Source organism: Mucilaginibacter yixingensis (assembly GCF_041080815.1).
GTDB lineage: Bacteria > Bacteroidota > Bacteroidia > Sphingobacteriales > Sphingobacteriaceae > Mucilaginibacter > Mucilaginibacter yixingensis.
Genome location: NZ_CP160205.1, coordinates 3,405,765 through 3,427,899, shown reverse-complemented (window position 1 = coordinate 3,427,899; position 22,135 = coordinate 3,405,765). Strand labels below are relative to the sequence as shown.

16 protein-coding genes are annotated in these 22,135 nt (G+C 47.2%); 9 read left to right on the top strand and 7 right to left on the bottom strand.

Annotated features, from left to right (window positions below):
• Positions 1–3 precede the first annotated feature (3 nt).
• Positions 4–807: a serine O-acetyltransferase EpsC gene (gene epsC / locus ABZR88_RS13690; RefSeq protein WP_107826794.1), complete on the bottom strand. Its 804-nt coding sequence runs from the start codon at positions 805–807 to the stop codon at positions 4–6.
• Positions 808–1,055: 248 nt separating this feature from the next.
• Between epsC and ABZR88_RS13685 the strand changes: the two genes are divergently transcribed.
• The 5 genes from ABZR88_RS13685 to ABZR88_RS13665 all read left to right on the top strand — a co-directional run bounded on the left by ABZR88_RS13685 (position 1,056) and on the right by ABZR88_RS13665 (position 4,627).
• On the top strand, positions 1,056–1,916 hold the full coding sequence (locus ABZR88_RS13685) for an AraC family transcriptional regulator (RefSeq protein WP_107826795.1): 861 nt from the start codon (positions 1,056–1,058) through the stop codon (positions 1,914–1,916).
• 63 nt (positions 1,917–1,979) lie between these two features.
• A complete protein-coding gene (locus ABZR88_RS13680; protein ID WP_107826796.1) occupies positions 1,980–2,549 on the top strand; it encodes a DUF417 family protein in 570 nt (189 codons plus the stop codon).
• Between the two features lie 40 nt (positions 2,550–2,589).
• Positions 2,590–3,129, top strand: coding sequence for a carboxymuconolactone decarboxylase family protein (locus ABZR88_RS13675; RefSeq protein ID WP_107826797.1), 540 nt, complete (start codon positions 2,590–2,592; stop codon positions 3,127–3,129).
• A gap of 19 nt (positions 3,130–3,148) precedes the next feature.
• A complete protein-coding gene (locus tag ABZR88_RS13670; protein ID WP_211309738.1) occupies positions 3,149–3,577 on the top strand; it encodes a nuclear transport factor 2 family protein in 429 nt (142 codons plus the stop codon).
• A 231-nt stretch (positions 3,578–3,808) separates the two neighbouring features.
• Positions 3,809–4,627 (top strand): phosphatase PAP2 family protein, encoded by an 819-nt coding sequence (locus ABZR88_RS13665; RefSeq protein ID WP_107826798.1) that lies wholly within the window; start codon positions 3,809–3,811, stop codon positions 4,625–4,627.
• 112 nt (positions 4,628–4,739) lie between these two features.
• Here the strand turns inward: ABZR88_RS13665 and ABZR88_RS13660 are convergent, their stop codons facing one another.
• From ABZR88_RS13660 to ABZR88_RS13635, 6 genes are all read right to left on the bottom strand, one after another.
• Positions 4,740–5,663, bottom strand: coding sequence for a PorP/SprF family type IX secretion system membrane protein (locus tag ABZR88_RS13660; protein WP_107826799.1), 924 nt, complete (start codon positions 5,661–5,663; stop codon positions 4,740–4,742).
• A gap of 27 nt (positions 5,664–5,690) precedes the next feature.
• Entirely contained in the window at positions 5,691–14,507 is an 8,817-nt protein-coding gene (locus tag ABZR88_RS13655) for an MBG domain-containing protein (protein WP_107826800.1), read from the bottom strand.
• Between the two features lie 11 nt (positions 14,508–14,518).
• Complete coding sequence (locus tag ABZR88_RS13650) at positions 14,519–15,682, bottom strand: ABC transporter substrate-binding protein (protein WP_107826801.1); 1,164 nt, start codon at positions 15,680–15,682, stop codon at positions 14,519–14,521.
• A 75-nt stretch (positions 15,683–15,757) separates the two neighbouring features.
• Positions 15,758–16,309, bottom strand: coding sequence for a phage tail protein (locus ABZR88_RS13645; protein ID WP_107826802.1), 552 nt, complete (start codon positions 16,307–16,309; stop codon positions 15,758–15,760).
• 72 nt (positions 16,310–16,381) lie between these two features.
• Positions 16,382–16,909 (bottom strand): phage tail protein, encoded by a 528-nt coding sequence (locus ABZR88_RS13640; protein WP_107826803.1) that lies wholly within the window; start codon positions 16,907–16,909, stop codon positions 16,382–16,384.
• A 67-nt stretch (positions 16,910–16,976) separates the two neighbouring features.
• Positions 16,977–17,507 (bottom strand): phage tail protein, encoded by a 531-nt coding sequence (locus ABZR88_RS13635; protein ID WP_107827116.1) that lies wholly within the window; start codon positions 17,505–17,507, stop codon positions 16,977–16,979.
• 248 nt (positions 17,508–17,755) lie between these two features.
• Here ABZR88_RS13635 and ABZR88_RS13630 point away from each other — a divergent pair, with 248 nt between their 5' ends.
• The 4 genes from ABZR88_RS13630 to ABZR88_RS13615 all read left to right on the top strand — a co-directional run bounded on the left by ABZR88_RS13630 (position 17,756) and on the right by ABZR88_RS13615 (position 21,956).
• Complete coding sequence (locus ABZR88_RS13630; protein ID WP_107826804.1) at positions 17,756–18,691, top strand: hypothetical protein; 936 nt, start codon at positions 17,756–17,758, stop codon at positions 18,689–18,691.
• 3 nt (positions 18,692–18,694) lie between these two features.
• Positions 18,695–19,417, top strand: a complete 723-nt coding sequence (locus tag ABZR88_RS13625; protein ID WP_107826805.1) for an aspartyl/asparaginyl beta-hydroxylase domain-containing protein — start codon at positions 18,695–18,697, stop codon at positions 19,415–19,417.
• 94 nt (positions 19,418–19,511) lie between these two features.
• Positions 19,512–20,468, top strand: a complete 957-nt coding sequence (locus tag ABZR88_RS13620) for a methionyl-tRNA formyltransferase (RefSeq protein WP_107826806.1) — start codon at positions 19,512–19,514, stop codon at positions 20,466–20,468.
• A 75-nt stretch (positions 20,469–20,543) separates the two neighbouring features.
• Positions 20,544–21,956 carry a S9 family peptidase gene (locus ABZR88_RS13615; RefSeq protein WP_107826807.1) on the top strand — a complete coding sequence of 471 codons (1,413 nt, stop codon included), beginning with the start codon at positions 20,544–20,546 and terminating at the stop codon, positions 21,954–21,956.
• Positions 21,957–22,135: the final 179 nt, after the last annotated feature.

Sequence of the window (22,135 nt, the reverse complement as noted above, 5' to 3'; positions counted from 1 at the left end):
GTTTTAAATAGTTTCTACAACCGGTGAATTTGGGGTGTGATAAACCTTAGAGTAAGGGGCAATGCTTTTGGTAAGCCAAACGTTACCGCCAATAATACTGTGGTGACCAATAACGGTTTCGCCGCCCAAAATGGTGGCCGCCGCGTAGATAACCACATGGTCTTCTACCGTTGGGTGGCGCTTGGTATTGGCCATGTATTTAGCCACGCTCAACGCGCCGAGGGTAACACCCTGGTAGATCTTTACGTTATTGCCTATAATACAGGTTTCGCCAATTACAATGCCGGTGCCATGGTCAATATAAAAATGCTCGCCAATGCGTGCCGCCGGGTGTATATCAATACCTGTTTTGGAGTGTGCATACTCTGTGAGTATACGGGGTATCAACGGCAGATCAAGCTGACAAAGCAGATGGGCCACACGGTAAAGTGCAATAGCATAAAAGCCCGGATAGGTACGGATCACCTCAAACTCGGTGCGGGCTGCTGGGTCGCCGTCAAAAATGGCTTCAATATCGGTATTCAGTACGCGGAAAAGCTCGGGTAACTCAGCAAAGAATTTTGCAGCCAGTTTAAACGGATCGCATTTTGAGCAAGCCTTGGTGGTTTGTATAATCTCGCATAGTTCATCCTCCAGGCGCAAAAACTCCCGTTTCAGCTCATCTAAAGAAGCGAAAACCCGGCCGGTACGTTCAGGGTACATCAGGTGAATGACGTTGAGCGCCCAACCTGCAATCTCCTCATTTGAGGGTACGCTCTCTAATTGCTGCTGTTTGGCAAACAACCGCTGATAAAAATCGTCGTTCATAAAATGCAAGTTTAACAAAAATACTGCCTTTTTCTGTTTTCGTTCTGTAAAATCCGCGGAGCGAGAAACAAATGAGGTGACAACGGGGACTCAATTGTATTATCGCGTCCACAAAACATCATTTCCTAAACAACTTGCAAATAGTGGCTGGTTTCATTTAAGTTTGTGTGGCAAGGCTGGCCTTATAAGCAATCGGGGAAAAAGGGCCAGATTTGCGACAGTAAAACTTTGATCACTACGAACAACCTATGAAGGAAGTATTTACAAGAGATGGCGAATACCTGCTTGGCATAAAAAGATTAGACACCAGTGCGCTGAATACCCCGGTGCAGTTCTCAGAATATACTATCCTGTTTATTCCAGAGGGGCAAGGGACTTATCATGCCGATTTTGGTACGTTTAATTATACCGCACCCGTCATACTGTTCTCTACGCCGCTACAGACTATTTATATAGAGCAAAGCACCCCAACTCCGGTAACAAAGCTCCAGTTTCACGGCGATTTTTATTGCATAGAGTATCACCGCGCTGAGGTGGCCTGTAACGGCTTGCTGTTTAATAATATCTACATCCAGCCCTGTGTGTCATTAGCCGAAAGGGATGTGCGCACATTTGCCAACCTGCTGGACGATATTGACGATGAGTTTAAGCAACAGACCCCGTCTGAAATTGTGCTGCGCTCTTACCTGCAGCTCTTCCTGGCCAAAGCCAGCAGCATTAAAATTAAGCTGATTGACAGTCGTGCAGAGCCTTCTGAGAAAGATGAGCAGATGGAGCAATTCAGGCAGCTTTTAGATCAGCATTATTTAACCCTGCATAAGCCCAATGATTATGCGCAGCTGCTGGCCATGTCGCCCAATAACTTTACCAAACGTTGCAGCCGGTATTTTAAAAAAACGCCCTCGCAAATGATCCAGGAGCGCCTTGTTCTGGAAGCTAAGAAACAGCTGCACCTGACCCGGCAGAGCATCAAGGAAATTGCTTATGCTTTAAAGTTTGAGGATGAGTTTTACTTCAGTCGCTTTTTTAAGAAGGTCACCAATGTATCGCCCCAAACGTTTCGCAACAAAACGGGCTATTCTATAGTGGCAGATTTGTCCAAGCAATAGCCCTTATCGTCCATGTTGCAGGTAGGCCTGCTGATGTAGTTTTGAATCATCAAATCATACATCATGCAAGCACTTATCAACAGCATCGCAAACCTTGATCAATTCGGAAAAAAAGTTGTCCGTTTTGGCATCGTCGTAGTCTTCCTTTGGATAGGCGGACTCAAATTCTTCACTTATGAAGCCGACGGCATCGTGCCCTTTGTGGCCAACAGCCCTTTCATGTCGTTCTTCTATCATCACCCTAATGAGTATAAAACTCACCAGAATAAAGAAGGCGAGCTGGTTACTGCCAACCACCAATGGCATATTGAAAATAATACCTACGGCTTCTCCTTCGGACTGGGTGTTTTCCTGGTGACATTAGCCCTACTGGTCGCCCTGTACAAAATTGCACCGCTCCCCAGCTTAATAGCCAGTTTCCTCATCGGTGTGATGACGCTGGGCACGCTTTCTTTCCTTGTTACCACGCCCGAAAGCTGGGTGCCGCACCTGGGCGATGCTCAATGGGGATTTCCATACCTGTCTGGTCGCGGTCGGTTAGTTATTAAAGACCTGGTGATTTTGGGTGGTACCATTGTTACCATGAGCGAAACTGCAAGGCTGTACCTCGATAGTCAAAAAGCAAAAAATTAATCTTCAATAAAAATCTTAAATCATAACAATCTCAATCATTATGAAAACATTTCAAGTTCCTGTAAGAGAACAGGTAAGCGCAGAATCACAAGTTATATTTGATCAGTTTACCAAACGTCTGGGCAAGGTGCCTAACCTGTACGCCACAATGGGCTATTCAGCCGCTGCATTGAAAGGCTTTGTAGATCTGGATACCGCCTTAAGTCACGGTGTGTTAAGCGGTAAACAGCGCGAGGCCATTGCACTCATAGTGTCAGAAATTAACAATTGTGCTTACTGTTTGGCAGGGCACACTTTAGCCGCCATGAAAAACGGTTTCAGTAAAGAAGATACACTGAACATCCGCAGAGGCCACACTGCTGATGCCAAACTGAACGCACTGATTGGCCTGGCAAAATCAATCACTATTAATAAAGGTCATGCCGATGAGCAGGCATTGGAAGATTTCTACGCCGCAGGTTTTGACGATGCCGCGGTGATGGAAGTGATTGGCCTGGTTACCGTCAGGATTTTTACCAACTATGTTTATGCGCTTACAAAAATCCCTGTTGATTTCCCTGCCGCAGAACCATTAAACTAACCATCATACAGACACAGCCATGAACACCTCCATTCAAAATAATATCCTTCCAACTGATGAGCAAAAACTACAGGTAGCCGGTACATTTCTTAATGCCGTAAAAAGCAACGATTGGGCTACCCTGCAAACTATACTAGCCACAGATGCCACCTGGACATTGCCCGGTACCAGCGTGCTCTCTGGTCTGGCCGCCAGTGCCGAAGCCATTGTTAAACGTGCCCAGGGCCTAAAAAACTTTGGCGTTAACTTTCAATTGCAGCATATTTTATATGGCTTGCATGGTTTTACCCTTTCATTGCATAATACGGCCAGCAGGGGCGATTTACTGCTGGACGAGCAGGTAGCTATTGTATGCCAGGTAAACGACGGTAAGATTACCAGCATGGCTACCTATCTTTCTGATGTTGCGGGCATTAATGAGTTTTTTGTTCCCGGTATTATTGATTAAGCATATCCAGGTAGATATCATTCCGTAGCGATTTTATAACCAGAATTCAGGTATTTAGTGCCATCAAAAAGGGTAGTTTGCGATAGAAAAACTACCCTTTTTGATGTGTTCTAACTAGCTTAGTACTTGTTATATGGATCAATAAACTGAGTTGACAAAACTCAATGACGATAACCGTTGTTTATTGAAAAGTTTAGATTTTATACAGATTTGATTTGTATATTGCCAGTTATGCTGAGATTTAAGTATGTTTTAGTAATTAGCGGTTGCCTGCTGTATAACAGCGCAAGGGCACAGAGTGATACTATCACAAAAAAGAATATAGTCGATACCGTTCGTAAAGATTTATTAACTGCTCCGGATACAGTAGTACGTCTGCATAGTAAAACAGCAGCGCTAATACCACCGGCAGCGCTGGTGGCCTATGGGGCTGCGTCTTTTATCTTTCACCCCATCCGTCAACTGGATCATGATGTTTATGGAGAGATTACCGAAAGGAACTTACTGGTAACAAGTCACACCGAAAATATATTGCAGTTTGCGCCGGTTATTTTGGTTTACGGGTTAAACCTGGCCGGCGATCATGGTAAAAATACTTTTATAGACAGAACCATGACCTATGTGCTGGCACAAGGGATGATGAACCTGGCGCTGTTTACCCTAAAGCGTACCACGCATCGCCTGCGGCCGGATGGTAGCAATTATTATTCTTTTCCATCGGGCCATACAGCCAATGCTTTTGCCGGTGCAGAGTTTATGGCGCAGGAGTATAGTGGTAAATCGGCCTGGTATGGGGTGGGTGGTTATTCGCTGGCGGTTACAACCGGTGTATTGCGCATGTATCATAAAGACCACTGGCTTAGCGATGTAATTGCCGGTGCCGGTTTTGGTATCCTGGCTACAAAAGGAGCGTATCTGCTGTACCCTATTATCCGGAACAATTTGTTCCACGGAAAGGAGAGGGCCGCTAAACATAAAGCATCAGATGCATTGCTATTGCCCAGCTATCAGGATGGAGCATTGGGCTTGCAGTTCTCCCGAACATTTTAATGAAGATTATAAACCTGTTTGATTAACAAATAATATAATCTCGGGAACACAATCATAAAAAAACCTCACTGGCAATTACCAGTGAGGTTTTTTTATGATTGCTTATAGTTGCTTATTTTGCAGGCGAGTTAAAGACATTAATTTTCAAACCAAACTCAAACGCACCGCGGGTATAGTTGCTTAGTTGGCCGGTTTCCAGGTTATAGGCAAAATTGAGCATATACGTTTTCTGGTCTAAACCAATACCCATGCTAATGTTCTGATTGGTGTGATAGATGCTTTGAAAGTAAAGCCCGTAGTTGTTCATGGTGATGTTAAAACCAGCGTCAAAGATGTCTTTAAAGCCCTTTACCATTCGGTAGCCGGCCAATGGCGACATGGTAAAACTATTACCATCATCTATCTGGGTAAATTTATAGGCAACTATACCAGAAAAGGTTAGCAGGTCGGCATCGTAACGGCTGTCTGACCCCTTAAACAAGGTGCTCTTTAAGTTAGGAACAGCAGCACTAACCAACCAGTGGCTTGATGTATATGCAGCCCCGAAATCACCATCAACGTAAGGCTTCAATTGGTTGTATTGTAAAAGCTCCTGGTCAGACATGTCGCCGTTTACTTTGTTGGCGTCTACTCTGCTATTGTTAATACCCAATGATAAACCAAAACTAAGGTGATCGCCAGCATCATTTAACGGCAGGTGATAAGCGTAAGAGCCCACCGCACGGGTAGTGCGGATGAGGCCCGACTGATCGTCCTGCACGTTAGCGCCCACACCTACGCGGTCCCCGGCGTTAAAATCTGCAGTAAAGGCAGCCGTTTTAGGCGTCCCCGGAAAGTTACTCCATTGCTGCCGGTAATTAACGTTCAGGTTAAGTCCCTTATCAACACCTGCCAGTGCAGGGTTAAGCAGGTAATGGTTTTGATAATACATGCTCTGAAAGGGGTTCAACTGTGCATGGGCTTCACCTATCAGCATTCCGCAAACCGATACCGTAGCCAGGGTTATGCGTTTCAGATATCCTATATAGTTGTTCATGATAATTTTGCTAAAGGTTAATTAAACTTAATTACTTTTTAAAATAGTGATGAAACCTTTTATAGTACGTGCCTGAACACCCAGATCTATCGTATAGTAATAGGTGCCTTCAGAAAGTGATGCACCACGCAGCGTACCATCCCATTCATTATTGTAACCATGCTTAGCGTAGATTACGCGTCCGCCACGGTCATAAACTGTTACGGTATTATTTGGATACAGATTAATGTCCTTAATCACCCATGTATCGTTCTTGCCATCACCGTTAGGGGTCAGAATATTGGTAGCCGTCACAGCATCCGGTGGTATAGCGCGGTAAACGCTAACCATGTAGGTTTTAGTGGTGACGCCATCTTGTGCTGTTACCACAAGCGTAACCGTGTTGTTCCCTGCGTTGAGCGGCATATTGAAGGATCCTCCGTTGTTAACTGACGAACCATTGATGCGGATCGAAGCAGTCGGGTCAAACACTGGAGTGAAGAATACATGGTCAACATCATAGGTTACCGAGGTGCTGTAGCTGGTAACTGCCGTACTGAACGCTGGCGACAATGGTCCCGAGCTAACAGATAAACTATTCAGATTAGCATTAGAAAGCGGAATGATGGTGAGGCTGCCATTTACATAAATAAACGAGTAGTTGCCTGATGCCGCACCGCCCACCGTAATAGGATAGCTGCCCGGCAGGGTAGTAGTGGTTGCCGCGGTAGTTGCTGTTGCCTGTGTGGTGAGGTTGCTTGCGCTCTCGCTGTTTACAAAACCGCTGTAGGTAATGGTCAGCGCCGGGTTAGCAACACCAAACAAACGGCTCTTGTTGTCGGCAGTAACAGTAAGTGGCGCCTTGGTTACGGTAAGCGTACCTGCGGTGTAAGCAATGGTATAGTTGGCAATGGCCGCTCCGCTTGCCGTAATAGGGTAAGTATTTACGCCCGATGCCGTGGTGGCTGTAGTAACCACGGTTGGTTGAGTAGTCAGGCTGGCCTGGGTATCGCCATTTACAAAACCAGTGTAGCTAACAGTTAAGGCTGGGTTAGCCGCACCGTATACCTTGGTTTGGTTGTTGGCCGCAATGGTAAGCGTAGCATTAGTAACGGTAAGCGCACCCGCGGTATAGCTGATGTTATAATTACCAGATGCTGCACCGCTGGCCGTAATAGGGTAGCTGCCTACTGCCGAGCTGGCGGTTGCCGTAGTAACAACTGTAGGCTGAGTAGTTAATGCCGCTGAATTATCACCGTTTACAAATCCGCTGTAAGCAACGGTTAAGGCCGGGTTGGCTGCACCGTAAACTTTAGTCTGATTGTTGGCTGTAATGTTCAATGCAGCTTTGGTAATGGTCAGGTTTGCGCCGGTATAAGTCAGCGCGTAATTGCCGCCCAGTGTCAGTGTACCTTGGGTAATGGCGTAAGTGCCCACATTTTGGCCAGCGTTGCGGGTAAGCGCACCGGTAAAGGCATCACTGCCTACCAATGTACCAGAGCTGATGCTATAGGTAAGTGCAGGGTCTGTAGTGCCATATACTTTGGTTTGTGCAGCGGCAATTACCGTAACAGCACGCGGGTTAACGGTGAGTGTTTGTGGCACGTTGGCGGCTGCGGTATAATTGCTATTGCCCGCTTGCGAGGCTGTAATAGTAGTAGTACCTGCGCTCAGTATGGTTACTTTATTACCGCTAACAGTAGCAACCGCTGTGTTAGAACTGGCGTACGAAACCGTCAGACCTGATGACGCAGTGCCTGTTAAAGTAATAGGTGCATCGCCATAGGTCGCGTTAGCCAGTGCACTAAAGGTAATAGTTTGCGAAGTAGTGCTTACGGTACCGTTATACGCTACATAATTGACGTTGTAGTTAGCGGCACTAAACCCGTTGGCACCAGTAGCGGCCGATGGCGTTACCACATAAGGCGAACCGGCAGCTGTAGTGGCGGATAAACCGGCTGCGTCAGGCGTCAATGTTACCGAAGTAACAGTTTCGCCATTAGCAGTTGTACCTGCTGTAAAGTTGGTGGTGCTGGTACCGGCAGTTAAAGCGGTTCCGTATGATTTAAGCGGACCTGTAGCCGTAATGGTAAGCGCTGCCTGAGTTACAGACAGAGAGCCCGCCGTATAGCTGATGTTGTAATTACCTGAAGCCGCACCGCTGGCATTAATTGCATAAGAACCAACAGGCGATGTATTGATTGCAGTGGTAGTAACGGTTGGTTGCGTAGTTAACGATGAAGCAACATCGCCATTAACCAAACCGGTATAACCAACGGTCAATGTAGGGTTAGCAGCGCCATAAGCCCTGCTCTGATTATCAGGTTTAATAGTTAGGCTGGCTTTGCCAATGGTCAGGTTAGCGCCGGCATAAGTAAGCGCATAATTGCTGCTCAGTGCCAGGCTGCCTTGTTTAATGGCATAAACACCAACGTTTTGGCCGGCGTCACGGGTCAGTGTACCTGTAAAGGCATCCGTACCCACTAATGATCCCGTGGTAACGCTATAGGTAAGGACAGGGTCAACCGCACCATAAGTTTTGCTTTGTGCAGCAGCCGTTACCGTAATAGCACGGGCGTTAACCGTGAGTGTTTGCGGCACGCTGGTGGCGGCTGTGTAGTTGCTGTTACCGGCCTGCGATGCGGTGATGGTTGTTGTACCGGCACCAACCACGGTCAGTGTGCTGCCGCTTACGGTGGCCACTGCTGTGTTAGAGCTGGCGTATGACACTGCCAAGCCAGATGACGCAGCGCCAGTCAGCGTAATAGGCGTATCGCCATAGGTCGCGTTAGCCAGTGCATTAAAGGTAATGGTTTGTGATGTAGTGCTCACTGTACCATTGTAAGCAACATAATTGATGTTGTAGTTAGCTGCACTAAACCCGTTGGTGCCAGTGGCTGCCGATGGCGTTACCACATAAGGTGAACCAGCAGCTGTAGTGGCCGATAAACCGGCGGCGTCAGGTGTCAGGGTTACCGAGGTAACGGCTTCACTACCGACAGTTGCACCAGCGGTAAAGTTGGTGGCACTGGTACCGGCAGTTAACGCGGTGCCATATGATTTAAGCGGCCCCGTAGCCGTAATGGTTAATGCAAACTGTGTGATAGAAAGGTTAGCACCCACATAAGTAAGCGTATAGTTGCTGCTCAGTGCTAATGTTCCCTGGTTGATAGGGTAGGAGCCAACCGCTTCTCCGGTGGTGCGGGCTAAGGCGCCGGTAAATGCATCGGCGCCAGCCAATGAACCGGTTGTGATGCTGTAAGTTAACGCCGGATCTATCGAGCCGTAAGTTTTGGTTTTAGTACCCGCAGTTACGGTGATGGCACGGGCGGTAATAGTGCCAGTAGTGTTGGTTACATAGCTAACAGCATAGTTATCGCCATTGTTGCCATCGTTAATTATCAAACCAGATGGCGTTAACGTTTTGCCGGTGCCTTTTGCCGGTGTGTCAAAGTTTTGTACCGGTGCAGTTGCAATGGCATCACCGGTGGCCAGGGCGTCAACCACAGGAGCTACAGATGAGCTGGTAGTGGCGTCATAACCTTTGCTATCAGTTTGGGCTGTAACGTTGATGGCTTTTGCCGTGATTGCTGCACTTGCAGAAGCGGTGGTGTTGCTTAAGGTATAGTTAGCAGATTTGCCGCCGCTGATGCTGATGCCGGTAACATTGATAGTTTTACCCGGCCCCACATTCTTATTATTAAAGTTTGCGGTTGATGATGTGGTAAAGGTATCGCCTGTTACGCGGTTATCGCTGAAGTTAACCGTTGCTGTGGCAGTACCGTCATATGTTTTGTTTACACCGGTAGCCGTAACAGTAAGCGATTTTGTAGCAACGTTTAATGTTTGCGGTACGCTGGTGGCTGCAGTGTAGTTGCCATCACCAGCTTGCGCGGCAGTAATGGTGGTGCTACCTGCACCAACTATGGTAACGGTATTGCCACTTACAGTAGCTACTGCGGTGTTAGAGCTGTTGTAAGTAACGGTAAGGCCAGATGACGCGGTACCTGTCAGTGTGATTGGTGCATCGCCGTAAGTAGCGCCTGCAAGGGCGTTAAAGGTAATGGTTTGCGTTGATGTGCCTACCGTGCCATTAAATGGCACATAATTAACATTGTAATTGCCTGTTGCAAAGCCCCCGGTGCCAGTAGCCGCAGAAGGTGTTACCACGTAAGCCGAACCAGCAGTGGTGGTGGCCGACAAACCGGCTGCGTCAGGAGTTAAGGTGACGCCGGTAATACTTTCGCCGGTGGCGAGGCCAGTGCCTACTGTAAAGTTAGTAGTGCTGGTGCCAGCAGTCAGCGCGGTTCCGTATGATTTAGCCGGACCGGTAGCCGTAACTGTAACAGCGGCTTGGGTAATATTGGCGCTGGTGGTGGCCGTTGTGTTTCCTAGCGAATAGTTGGCAGAGGCCCCGCCACTGATACCTATGCCGCTTACGCTTACTGTGATGCCGTTAGCCACATTTGGGCTGGCAAAAGAAGCTGATGTGTAATTGGCGGTGAAGGTATCGCCGGTTACACGGTCATCTGTCAGGTTAACAGTGGCGGTATTCGCACCGTCATACGGTTTGTTGACGCCTGTTGCAAATACGTTTAGCGTGCGCTGGCCTATGGTGATCTTGCCTTTAGCGTAAGTAATGCTATAGTTGCCCGCGGTGAAGGTGCCTCCGCTTGCTGACGATGGTGTTACCTGGCCGGTATAAGTACCTACTGCATCTGTTGCCGCAGCACCTGTGCCATAACCGATGTTTACTTGACCCACGGTTTCGCCGTTAACCAATGCTGTGCTGCTAAATGCAGTAGAGCCGGTAACGTTGCTCAAAGTTTGTCCGTATGTTTTCGGAACGTCATTAGCTGTAATGGTAATAGCATATGGGCTTACCGTACTTGATGCTGTAGGCACATTTACGTTTGAGGCATTACTGCTGCTCAATACCACATTGCTGGCTGCGTAAGTGTTAGCTGCCGCTGTAGCCTTTAACCTGATGTATACCGTTGTTGATGAAACGTTATTGCCGCTAAGTGGCAGAGTAACGGTAGGGGAGAAGCTGCTGTTATCGGTACTCACCTCAAAACCTGTTGGCGGTGTTACCAATATGCCGGCGATTAGGTTTGTGCCAGAAACAGTGAAGTTTTGTGAGGCTGATGCTGTACCATAAGTAGTACTCATGGCCGTTAACGAGCCTGCATCCAAACTAATAACTGAGTTATTGATGGTGATATTTACCGTGGCAGTATTTCCGTCAACGGTACCGTCATTAGCTTTATACGTGAATGAATCTGTTCCGCTATAGCCACCACTTGGTGTAAAAGTAAATGTGCCGTTAGCGTTTAATGTCAGTGAGCCATGGGCCGGGCCGCTAACCAAAACAGCGGTTAGCGTATTGCCGTCCTCATCGGTATCGTTATTCAGTACGCCGTTTGCAGCACTGCTTACCGTAAGTGGCACATTTTTAATAGTGGTATAGCTATCGTTAACGGCTACCGGTGCATCATTGATGTTGTTGATAGCAACGGTAAGCTGTTTATCAAAGGTTAAACCAACAGCATCTGTAGTGCGTACCAGGATGCTGTAGCTGTTTTTAACTTCGTAATTGAAGCTGGCGGCCGATTTGAGGTTGCCGCTGCCATCAATGGTAAAGCTGCCATTATCGGTATCGCCGGTTCCGGTAACCAGCGAGTAGGTATAGGTATCGCCTGCAGCCGTGTTAACGCCTGTAGTACTGAATGCACCAACGGTAGTACCCGAAGCCAGATTTTCATCTATAGCTGCCGGACTAAGTGCGATGTTGGTTGGTACGGTGTTGAATACTTTAAACGTAGTAGACGGACCCGCTGCCGCGGTTAGGTTGCCTGACTTGTCTGCCCCTGTTCCGGCAGCTATCGAAATGCCGAGCGTTCCATCACCGCTAATGTTGCTTAGGGTTACGGTACGGGTGTCGCCAGTGCCCGTAACAGCAATGGTGCCGGCTGTAGCCGTTCCGGTGCTATTTACAGTAATATCGCCCGAGCTTAGGGTTGATGCACTAAAATTAAGATCGTTATAAGTTACGGTATAGCTAACCGGGTCTGCTTTGGTCAGGGTTAAAGATGGAGCACCTATGCTTACCGTTGGCAGGGTGTTATCAATAGTTACATATACACCGTTTATTGTAACGTTGGCAGATGTTGCATCCAATGTATTGCCTGCATCGTCGGCAGCTATTATTTCAAAGGTCATGTGCCCTTCTGGATCGGCACTTGTTACTGTATAAGTAGCCCGCCACGTATTGCCGGTTGTGTTAACCGGTGTTACGGCATGGCCGCCTATAACGAACGATGAAATCGTTACATGCTCATTATATATTGCATTCAGCGTAATAATGTTACCTGTTTTGGCGTAGTCAGATGGGGTGTTATTTGCAGAGAAAGAAGAAGTGCCGAAAATAACCGGTACAGTTTGATCTACTGTGTAAACCTCGCCGCTAGTATAGGCTGCCGGGCCGTTGCCTGCCGCGTCAATGATATTTGTGCCGCTTTTTAGGTCGAGGCGTGCCGTACCGTCGCCTGTTACGTTGATTACCGAGATATTATAGGTGGTGGAGTTTATAGCCGTTACACTGATGGTACCGGTGGTAACGCCACTGTTGGTCATTACAAAATCAGTCGGGTCAACATTGGTTACCGCTTCGCTAAATACAGCCTGAAAATCAATCACGTTGGCATTTGTCGGGTTGCCGTCTGTGCGGGTTATGGCTACAGTTGGTGCGGTTTTATCGATGGTATAAGTTGATCCGGCAAACGGAAGCGTAGTAGAGATGCCGGGCGAAATACCGGTTGCATTGGCCAGGTTTAGTTTGATGGTTCCATCGCCCGTGCCGGTAGTAACCGGGATGGTCCAGGTGGTGCCTGAGCCGGTTACGGTGCCTATGCTGGCGCCGGTAACCCCGGTAGTAGTCAACGAAAAGTTGGAAGCCGTAACGCCGGTTACAGACGAGGCAAACGTAGCCGTAAAGTTTACGGTTGTAGCGTTAGTCGGGCTTGACGATGCCAGGTTGATGGAAGATATTGTTGTGCTGGTTGATATACTGATATTCTTGCTAACAGTACTGCTATTTGCTACGCCATCGCCAACCAGAAACGATACCCCTCTTGTGGTGGTTGAAGCAGAGCTGCTGGAGAAAGTGACAGATTGCAGCGCTGTCTGGTAGTTGGCCAAACTGGCGCTACCAGATAAAGTAAGGACACCGGTGCCCGAGTTATATGAGCCGGTTATGCCATTCTGATTAACAAAGTTAAGCGCATCGCCCGAGGCAAATGCCGTGCTAACGCTAACGGTAGCGGTGCTTAACGTACCGGTACCGCCGCTTATGGTAATGCCATTGTCAACCGTTACTGCCGAACCACCTACGCTGTAAGTAGGGGCAGCGCCGGATGCGGTTAAGGCAGGGTTTGATGCCGTGGTGACCGTGTTAGGGTTGCCGGTACCTGCGGTAGTAAAGTAGTTTTCAGCACCTGCAACGCCATTGTATTCAACGGCCATCACAGTGTAGGTGCTTGCAGCCGTAAGGTTGCTTACACTTACTGATGTACCTGTACCGTTATAAACGCAATACCAACCAGAGCCGGCCTGTGTGCCAGACCCAAAGGCTGTGGCGGCGGTATAGGTAGTACTATTAGTAAGTGTTGGCGACCCTCCGGTGCCTGCTTTTACAAATACGGCCCGCGAAGCGCCGTTACCATTGGTCCAGCTGATGCTGGTTGTTTTTTCGGTAGTGCTGCTGAAACTAACGTTGGTAGCTTGTGTGGATGGGGCGCTAAAGATTACTGCCAGATCGCCCAGGTGACCGGTTCCAGTCGGGCCGCCGCCTGCACCGGCAAAAGTAAGTGATGAGCTGGGGACACTGATGCCCCATGGCTCCCATGAACCATTGTGGCTAACATTGCTGTAAAGCGTAGTGGTTGTTGAAAAATCGCTTGAATATTTAACAACACTGCTGGAGGTAAGGCCGCTTCCAACCGTATAAGTGGCTATGGTAGCGTAAAGTGAACCCGTTGCATCACATGTAAGGGCTGTACAGTAAGCGTTGTTTATTATAGACGTTGTGCTTGATGTATAGCTAGATGATGCGGTAAGTTTAAATATTTTGCCACCGTCTGAATTATTATCAGTATCAAAATTGGTTGCTACATACAGGTTGTCAGACCCATCAATAGCTAAAGCCGGAAATGGGCCGTAGTGATCGCCGGAAACGAGGTTGGCATCGCCCACATGCGTAAAAATCACTGAAGGTGTTGTGCTTCCCGAGGGATATTTTACTACTTCGTATTTGCCGTCTACATCGTTATACGCATCAACAAAAATATTATCATGTGAGTCAATAACCAGTCCGCCAAAGTCGCCAATTTTATTACCGCTAGGGTATTGCCCTGTAACCCATGTTGATTGAGTGTAGGTATTGACGCCTGAGGGTGTAAACTTCAGAATTTTTCCGTAAGTGGTAACGTCCCTGCCATCGCTGGGAAAATAGTCATTATAAGTGGTAACGAATATATTGCCACCACTATCAATGCCAATGCCGAACGCGTAGTTGAGCACGCTCTCATATTCAGAGAACTGAAAAGTTGTGCCTGTAAGTACGGTGCCCGTTGTAGTGCCGGCAGCATATTTTACAATCTGCGCGTTTTGCTGGGTGGAGCTTTGCGCCGTCGAGACCGTTTGAATTACATAAACGTTACCGGCCGCATCTTTGCACATGGCAGATACGCCCAGGTTGGTACCCAGTACTTTTGAAGTATAGGTTTGTGCTCTGGCTGGTACAATAGCGCCTAAGGCAAGTACCAATAATACCAAAAACCAATTTTTAGTAAAAGTTTTTTCCATAGCTTTTAATTTTAGATACACAAATACGGGTTTAGCCACCCGCTTACACTTCCCTCATGTATAGCTTTAAACTGTTGGGCATCAAACTTTAAGCCCGTTCCCTGGCTTAGTATTGTTTTATGTATGTTGTTTGCGGTGGTCTTTACGTTTACAATGTCTGTGGTTGGCAAAGCATAGCCAGAGGCAGGGTAAAAATTGCGCTCGCCGCGTGGGCCTACAATGGCTTCTTTCTGAAGCAGCGACGCAATTTTTTCATAGTCTTTTTTGAGCAGTAACGGTTTTACTTCCCGTAAGGCCAGGCCGGCTTCATAGCCCATCAAACCAAAAATATTGGCTTGCTGCCCGCCCGCTGTTTCAAATCGTTTTACAAATTCATGATTTCGGTGGTTCTCGTCTGTTCTGCTCCAGGTGCTGGCTGTAATCAGGTTCAGGTCAAGATGGCCTACATCACTTAGCATATCATCATATGCCATATTTTCTACCACAATTAGCGGTATTTGGTTGTGCAGGCCCGATTTTTTCCATTCCAGTAAAAACTCGTTGCCCAACGTTCCGGCAAATATGGCATGTACGTATGGCGGTGGATCTTTTTTTAGCTTTTCAAAAACTACATCCAGGTCCATTTTTTTAGGCTCACGCTTATCGTGTGGTATCACATGTATATTCAGTCGTCCGCTTCCGGCGTCCATGGCGCCATGCTGGAAACAACTGTTGATATGATAGCCAGCCTCATATATAGGCAAAATCATCTGGCCGCCATCGCCATACTCTTTTGCTGCCCAATACCCTAATGCATATTGGGTTTGCCATATTTGTTGAGATGAATAGAATACTCTGGGGCTCAGGTAATTAAACCAGGGTATGTATTCGCCCATATCAAAGAAGAACCCGATTTTGTTATGGCGCTCAATAATCGGGATAATATCCAGCACTGATTTATAGCTCACCAGGCCCGAAATAACATCAACCTGGTCAAAAAAAATCAAGCGGTTTGCTGCCTCGAGTACACTGGCCGGATCGCCCATTTTTGTGTACGCTGGTATAAATTGTATTTCATTCCGTTTAGGCGCTCCTGTATACAGGCCCAATAGCATTCCGGCACTCAGGTGGTGTCCGTAATAGGGATAAACACCTGAATAAGGTGTCAGCAATCCTACTTTTATAGTTCCCGTCATGGTCAGGAGAGGTGTTTTGTGACTCAGATTTAAGTTATCCGGCAGAAATCCATCTGCCGGTGCGATGATAGGTGATTAGTTCCTCGGCGGAAATATACCTGCCAGCGCGATGATATAGCTTACAGTAATAGTAGGTTGTAATATGCTCATTGGCAGGCCGCCGCCACCAACGTTCGTTGATATCGATAGCGGGTTAAGGGTGGTATTTGGTGCGGCGCCGTTATAATAAATATTAGGCGATTTAGCTGAGGGGCCTGTACCGCTTTTGGGGCCTTCGGCCAGGTATGAATTTGAAGGTGTTGATTGATTGCCCACCCCCGCATACACGTTAACGTTGTGCGAGTGTAACGGCAAATTTGATGAAAGTAATGATACTGATTCGCTGCCGGTTTGTTCGCCTACAACATATGGGCTTAGTCCTGTGCCCTGACCCTGCCCAACAGGAATTCTGCCGCGCAGATCTGGCAATCCAAAGTTTGACGTACCGTTACCGCCGTAGTTGGTTCCTAGTAAAGAGAACAGTGCGGTGTTCTGCGAGATAGGTAGTATTTGTCCACTGCAGAGCGCAAATTGCGTTGGGGCAAAATTGCCGGCCCATTGAATGATTATTGCTAAATACTGATCCATAAGGTTATTGGTTAGTTCGTGTTTAATACGGTTAATTAATAGTGATTAAATATCATCTGTATTGTTTAACCATTAATTTCTTGACGGGAATATCCCCTGAAGAGCGATACAATATTGCAATACGGTGTATGGCTGCATAATTGGGATTGGGGTTGACTGGCCCGCGGCGGCAATAGTGCCCGAATTTAGGGTTGAACCGGCAGCCGTACCATACAGGTTGGCCGTATTGCCACCTAAAGAGCCCCCGGCACAAATATCAGCCCCCGAAGGTGAGGCTGTGCCTGGCGCCTGGTTGCTGGCCAGCAGCGAATGGATATGTAAAGGCACATTAGATGCCAGCATGGTAACTGTTGCTGTACCAGTCATCTCGCCCAGTACATAGTTTTGTAAACCCGGGCCCTGGCCCCAGTTATTAGCTGCACGGCCACGCAGATCTGGCAGGGCAAAGGTGGTAACGCCATTGCCGCCGTAGGTTGTGCCCAATAGCGAAAAAAGTGCCGCGTTTTGTTGGATTGACAGTATTTGTGCTGAACATGTAGTCCAGTTTTTGGGTGCGAAATTAAAGGCTACCGCTAAGATCTGACCTAAAAATTGATTCATAATATTATTGAGTTAAGATTTGGTTCAAATTGGTCTTTGTGATATTTAATACAAGCCGAGAGGTACCTTAATTCTGGCTTGGGAAAATACCATACAGGGATATCAGATAGCTAATGCACAGTGTTGGCTGTATTATATCAATAGGAATACTGCCGCCGCTGCTTGCTACAGTGCCTGTGTTTAAAGTAGCGGCAGGTGTTGCATTGGTATAAACCGTTTGCGGTGCACCGCCAGCTGTCATCTGGTTTAGATATAAAGTGCTTGACGGGGCAGATGCACTTGCATTGGTGCCTACATTAAGCAAGTGCGTGTGGCTGGCCATCATACTGGTGGTGATGGTTACAGATTCGGTACCAGCCATTTGCCCTATAGTGTAAGCGGGCAAGCCGGGACCGGTTCCCTGGCCAATAACGCAACGGCCACGCAGATCGGGCAGGGCGTATGTGCTTACGCCGTCACCACCGTAGGTTGTACCCAACAAGGCATACAACGCTTCGTTTTCTGCAATGGACTGAAGACTTCCGTCACAAAAATGAAAATTGACAGGAGCGAAATTGCCGCCAAACATCCAGACGGCACCAATGTAAGAAGGTTCCATGGTTTTAGGTTTATGAGATAAGTTCAGTTGTTTACGTATATCAATATTAAAAAGTTTCCGACAAACGGAAGAATAATACACGAAAAATATTTTAGCAAATTACTAGTTTATAACTGTTTGAAGTTAATGAATATTAATTCATTTGCAAATGAACCGTTGTGTTTAATTATGTGTTTATTAATTTGTTTGCTAAAAATATATTATATCTTTAGATTCAATTCAATTTAAACCAGCCCAAAACCAGCCCCATGAATCACACTAGACGCATCTTTTTAAGCCAGTTTTCTCTTATTACTGGCGCTGCATTGTTGCATAAATCTTTAGCTAATGCGGCCATTATTAATCAACCTGGTTCTGGCACCCCAAGTCAGCTTAATGTGTATTGCAGTAATGATTTGCAGGGGCAGATTGAAAGTGTCTATAAAGAAATGGGTGGCTTGAGCCTCATAAAGAAAAAGATGCAAAATGAGCAGACCGAAGGTTTGCTATTGGATGCAGGCGGCTTTATAAATCCTGCGCAAAGTCTGGCCCATCAGCAAAAAATGATTGGAATGATGAACAGCATCGGTTATCATGCAGCAGGCTTGAGCGGTCATGAATTGCAGGCTGGGGCTGATTATTTAGTAAATCTGGCGGCCGATATGAAGTTTAATCTGGTTAATTGCAATCATCATTTTAGCGGTCCGCTTGCAGCAATAGTTAAGCCTTATATAATAATTAATATAAACGGAGTAAAAACCGGTATTACCGGCGTTTGTTCGCCCATAACAGGTGTGGCGCATACAGAAGTTATGGGCGCCGCCAACCGTGCAGCCCGTCATCTTAAAGAGCGGGAGCGGTGCCAATGGGTGATTTGCCTGGCACACCTTGATAGCGATGATAAAGCAGATAGCCATCAATTAGCCAAACAATCAAGCCATATTGATATGATTGTGGCGGGTAACAACGCAAGGCTTTCTACCAACATCAACGTGGCATTTAATAAGCTTAGCCATGAGGTAATTTTAACACAAGGAGCCCGTTACGGCCTGATGTTTAGCAGAACCATAATAGGATTTGACGGTAATGGCCTTAAAAACAGTATTGCTGCCAAGCAGTTTATTCCCGGTGTTGATGGGGTGCAGGCGTTTGCCGCTTCATATCAGCAGTTGCGTGGTGAGCAAGATCAACTGCTATCAGCTTAAACTATGCAAATCATTCGCTATGCCCGGTTACCAATAGGGTATGATGCACACGCCATTCAAAATGAATTAACCGGCGGCAACCAACAGTGGCTACCGCATTTAAATACTTACCATTACAGTGGCGGCTGGCAGGTGCTGCCGCTACGATCGCCTGGAGGGAATCACCTTAACCCGGTGCCTGATCTGATGGATAATGCCTCATTTCTGGATACCGATTACATGCAGCTTTTCCCAACGGTAAAAAAACTGGTTTCATTGCTGCAGTGCCCGGTAATGTCTGTGCGTTTTTTGAACCTGCGGGCGGGCTCGGTTATTAAAGAGCATCGAGATCATCAGCTCTCCTTTGAAAAAGGCGAAGCACGTCTGCATTTCCCTGTCATTACCCATGCGGATGTTGAGTTTTACAGCGAAGATCAACGCATCATTCTTAATGAAGGTGAGTGCTGGTATCTTAATGCCAACCTGCCGCATCGCGTTAGCAATAATAGTAGTATTGACCGTATACACCTGGTAATAGACTGTAAGGTAAATCCCTGGCTGACTGCCATGGTGCAAGGAGCGCCGCAGATAGCGATCAAGGAGGAAGAAGAAGACCTGTCTCATTATCCGGCCATGATAGAGAATTTACGTCAGCAGGATAATGAGGCCGCCCGGCAGCTCATCATCAAACTGGAACAAAAACTAAAAGATGCAGAGAGGAGCCGCCCGGCCGCTGCGCAGGGATGATGGCGTTTAGCTTAAATTCTGTTAACAAATTTTGTGCTGTTGATGCGATATCGCATTACTTGTTTAACTTGACCCACAAATCACCTTTCCTTGCATGAAAATAATTTTGATCACCGGCGGTTTGTTTTCCATACCATCCATCCATCACCTGGCAGGCCGTCAGTTGCTGCATAGTATCGTGTCTCTTGGAGATGTTAATAAAAACAATGTCCCGATTGAGTTCAATGCGCAGTACTTAAACGTGCCTTTTAAGCGGTTTCAGAAAGATGAGATCAAGACGAAATTGCTAAACTGGATAAGCGATGCAGGAGTTGACGCCGTGCTGGTGTTTGGGTGTCGCTACAAGATGCCTGCCGATCTGTTGTGTATACCACCGTTAGGCTTTTATAATGTGCATTTTAGCTTATTACCAGCTTACCGTGGTAATGCCCCCATGTTTTGGCAGATCAAAAACGGCGAGCAGCAAGGTGGTATCACCATCCACCGTATGGCGGAGGATTTTGATACCGGCCCGATGCTGGTACAGCATCAAACCAATATCGATCCGGCAGAAAACCACGGATTACTGTCGGCACGTCTAAGTATGGAAAGCGTTGCGCTGATTGAAAAAGCTATTGACCGCTTGCAAAACGGTAATACCGAAACCCTGCCGCAAACAGAAAGCAGGGCCACTTACTTTAAACCGCCTGTTATAGACGATTTGAAAATTGACTGGGAACAGCAATCGGCAACGGAGATAGAGTGTGTAGTTAACGCCGCCAATCCCGATTATGTCGGTGCGGTAACCCTTTTTAGAGGGCAGCCATTCAGGGTGCTGGAGGTTAACCGGGTGCAAATGCCCAGTCCACAGTCGGCCTTGCCGGGCACTGTTGTGTATGCCGATATCAATTACGGCGTTGTTGTGGCATGTAAAGACGAACAGTTTATCCGCATCAATATCGCCCAGTTGAATGAAGGAATTTTCTCTGGTTTTAAACTGGTTACCCTGGGCATAGCCCTGGGCGAGCGTTTTGAAAACCCAACCAATTTGCAGGGTGTTGCCATTGATTAGTAGTCGCCCCCCTGTGTTTCATTTTAGTATAACTGGAACGTTGTCCATATTCAAGTCAATATCAAAACCATCACAATGAATAAAAAAGCCTTATTGGTGATGTTGGTTATGCTGCTAGCCGGCCAACTTTATGCACAAGATATTGCCGGCGCCTGGTATGGCGTTTTAGCCGCTCCTGGGCGCAATCTGCATGTGGTTTTCCATATTGCCAGATCTGGAGATGGTTATACCTCAACTTTAGATAGCCCGGATCAGGGCGCCAATGGCCTTGCTACAGATGCCACTACACTGCAGAAAAATCAACTCACTATTGTGGCGCCAAGATTCGGTATTAAATACACCGGCACTTTTGTGCCAGACAGCGGGCTAATTAAAGGAGTTTTAATACAGGGAGGCGAAATACCGCTCAATCTATCAAGAAACCGTGCTTCTGCGCAGCCTGTGTCAATGTTGCCCAGGCCGCAGGATCCTAAAGACTTCCCTTATAAACGCGAGGAAATAGTATTTACCAACCTTAAAGGCGGCAACCAACTGGCTGGTACCTTAACCTTGCCCGCCGACGGCAAGTGCACCAAAATTGTAATACTGATTACTGGCTCAGGCCCGCAAAACCGGGACGAGGAAGTTACAGCGTTTAATCACCGGCCGTTTTTGGTTTGGAGCGATCAGCTTACCCGGCAGGGCATTGCGGTACTGCGTTATGACGACAGGGGGGTAGGTAAGTCTACCGGTAATTTTGCTACCGCTACCTCCGCAGATTTTGCCGATGATGCCGAAGCCGCGGTAAACTATATTCTTTCCCGGCCCGATTTGAGTAAGCTGCGCATTGGCTTGATGGGTCATAGCGAAGGTGGACTAATTGCACCTATGGTGGCTGCCAGAAATAAAGCTGTAAAATTTGTTTGCCTGCTGGCCGGCCCCGGCCAGCCAATGACTGAATTATTGTTGCAGCAGGAGCGCGACCAACTGCGTTTAGCGGGCGCGTCTCAACAAGCTATTGAATTGTCCATGCGTACCAACCGGAAGGTGATGGATCTGGTAACCGGCAATAGTACGCTCAGTACGGCGCAATTAAAGGAGAAGATAGATACCCTGCTTTACCGCGAATTGCGTGCATATCCAGCCGGCGCGCTTCAAGGAGAAAGTATAGACGCCGCTGTAAAGCGCGGCGACAGCCAGGTTACTACGCCATGGTTTCGTTATATGTTGGGCATCCATCCTGATGTTTACCTTAGTAAAGTTACTTGCCCGGTATTGGCGTTGAATGGAACGCTGGATATGCAAGTGCAATGTTCAGCTAACCTGGCGGGCATAAAAGCTGCATTGCAAAAAGGAGGTAATAAAAATCATCAGGAAGTTGCTTTGCCTGGCTTAAATCACCTGTTTCAGAAAGCCCAAACCGGCGCCTTGGGCGAGTATGCGCAGATCAGCGAAACGGTTAACCCGGTGGCGTTACAAAAGGTATCAGCCTGGATTAATGAGCTGTAAAAAGGCGTAAAGAACATTATCGTTACAATAAAGGAGTTTATTGCTAAAGCGTGGGTAATTGTTTTACTTTGGATGACAACCAAATTAAAACAATTTTCTCAGTCCATAGCAGGGATATCCCTATGGGTTCAGGCTGTTATCACCTTCGCGTTAGAGATGCGTTGGGTAATGATCAACAT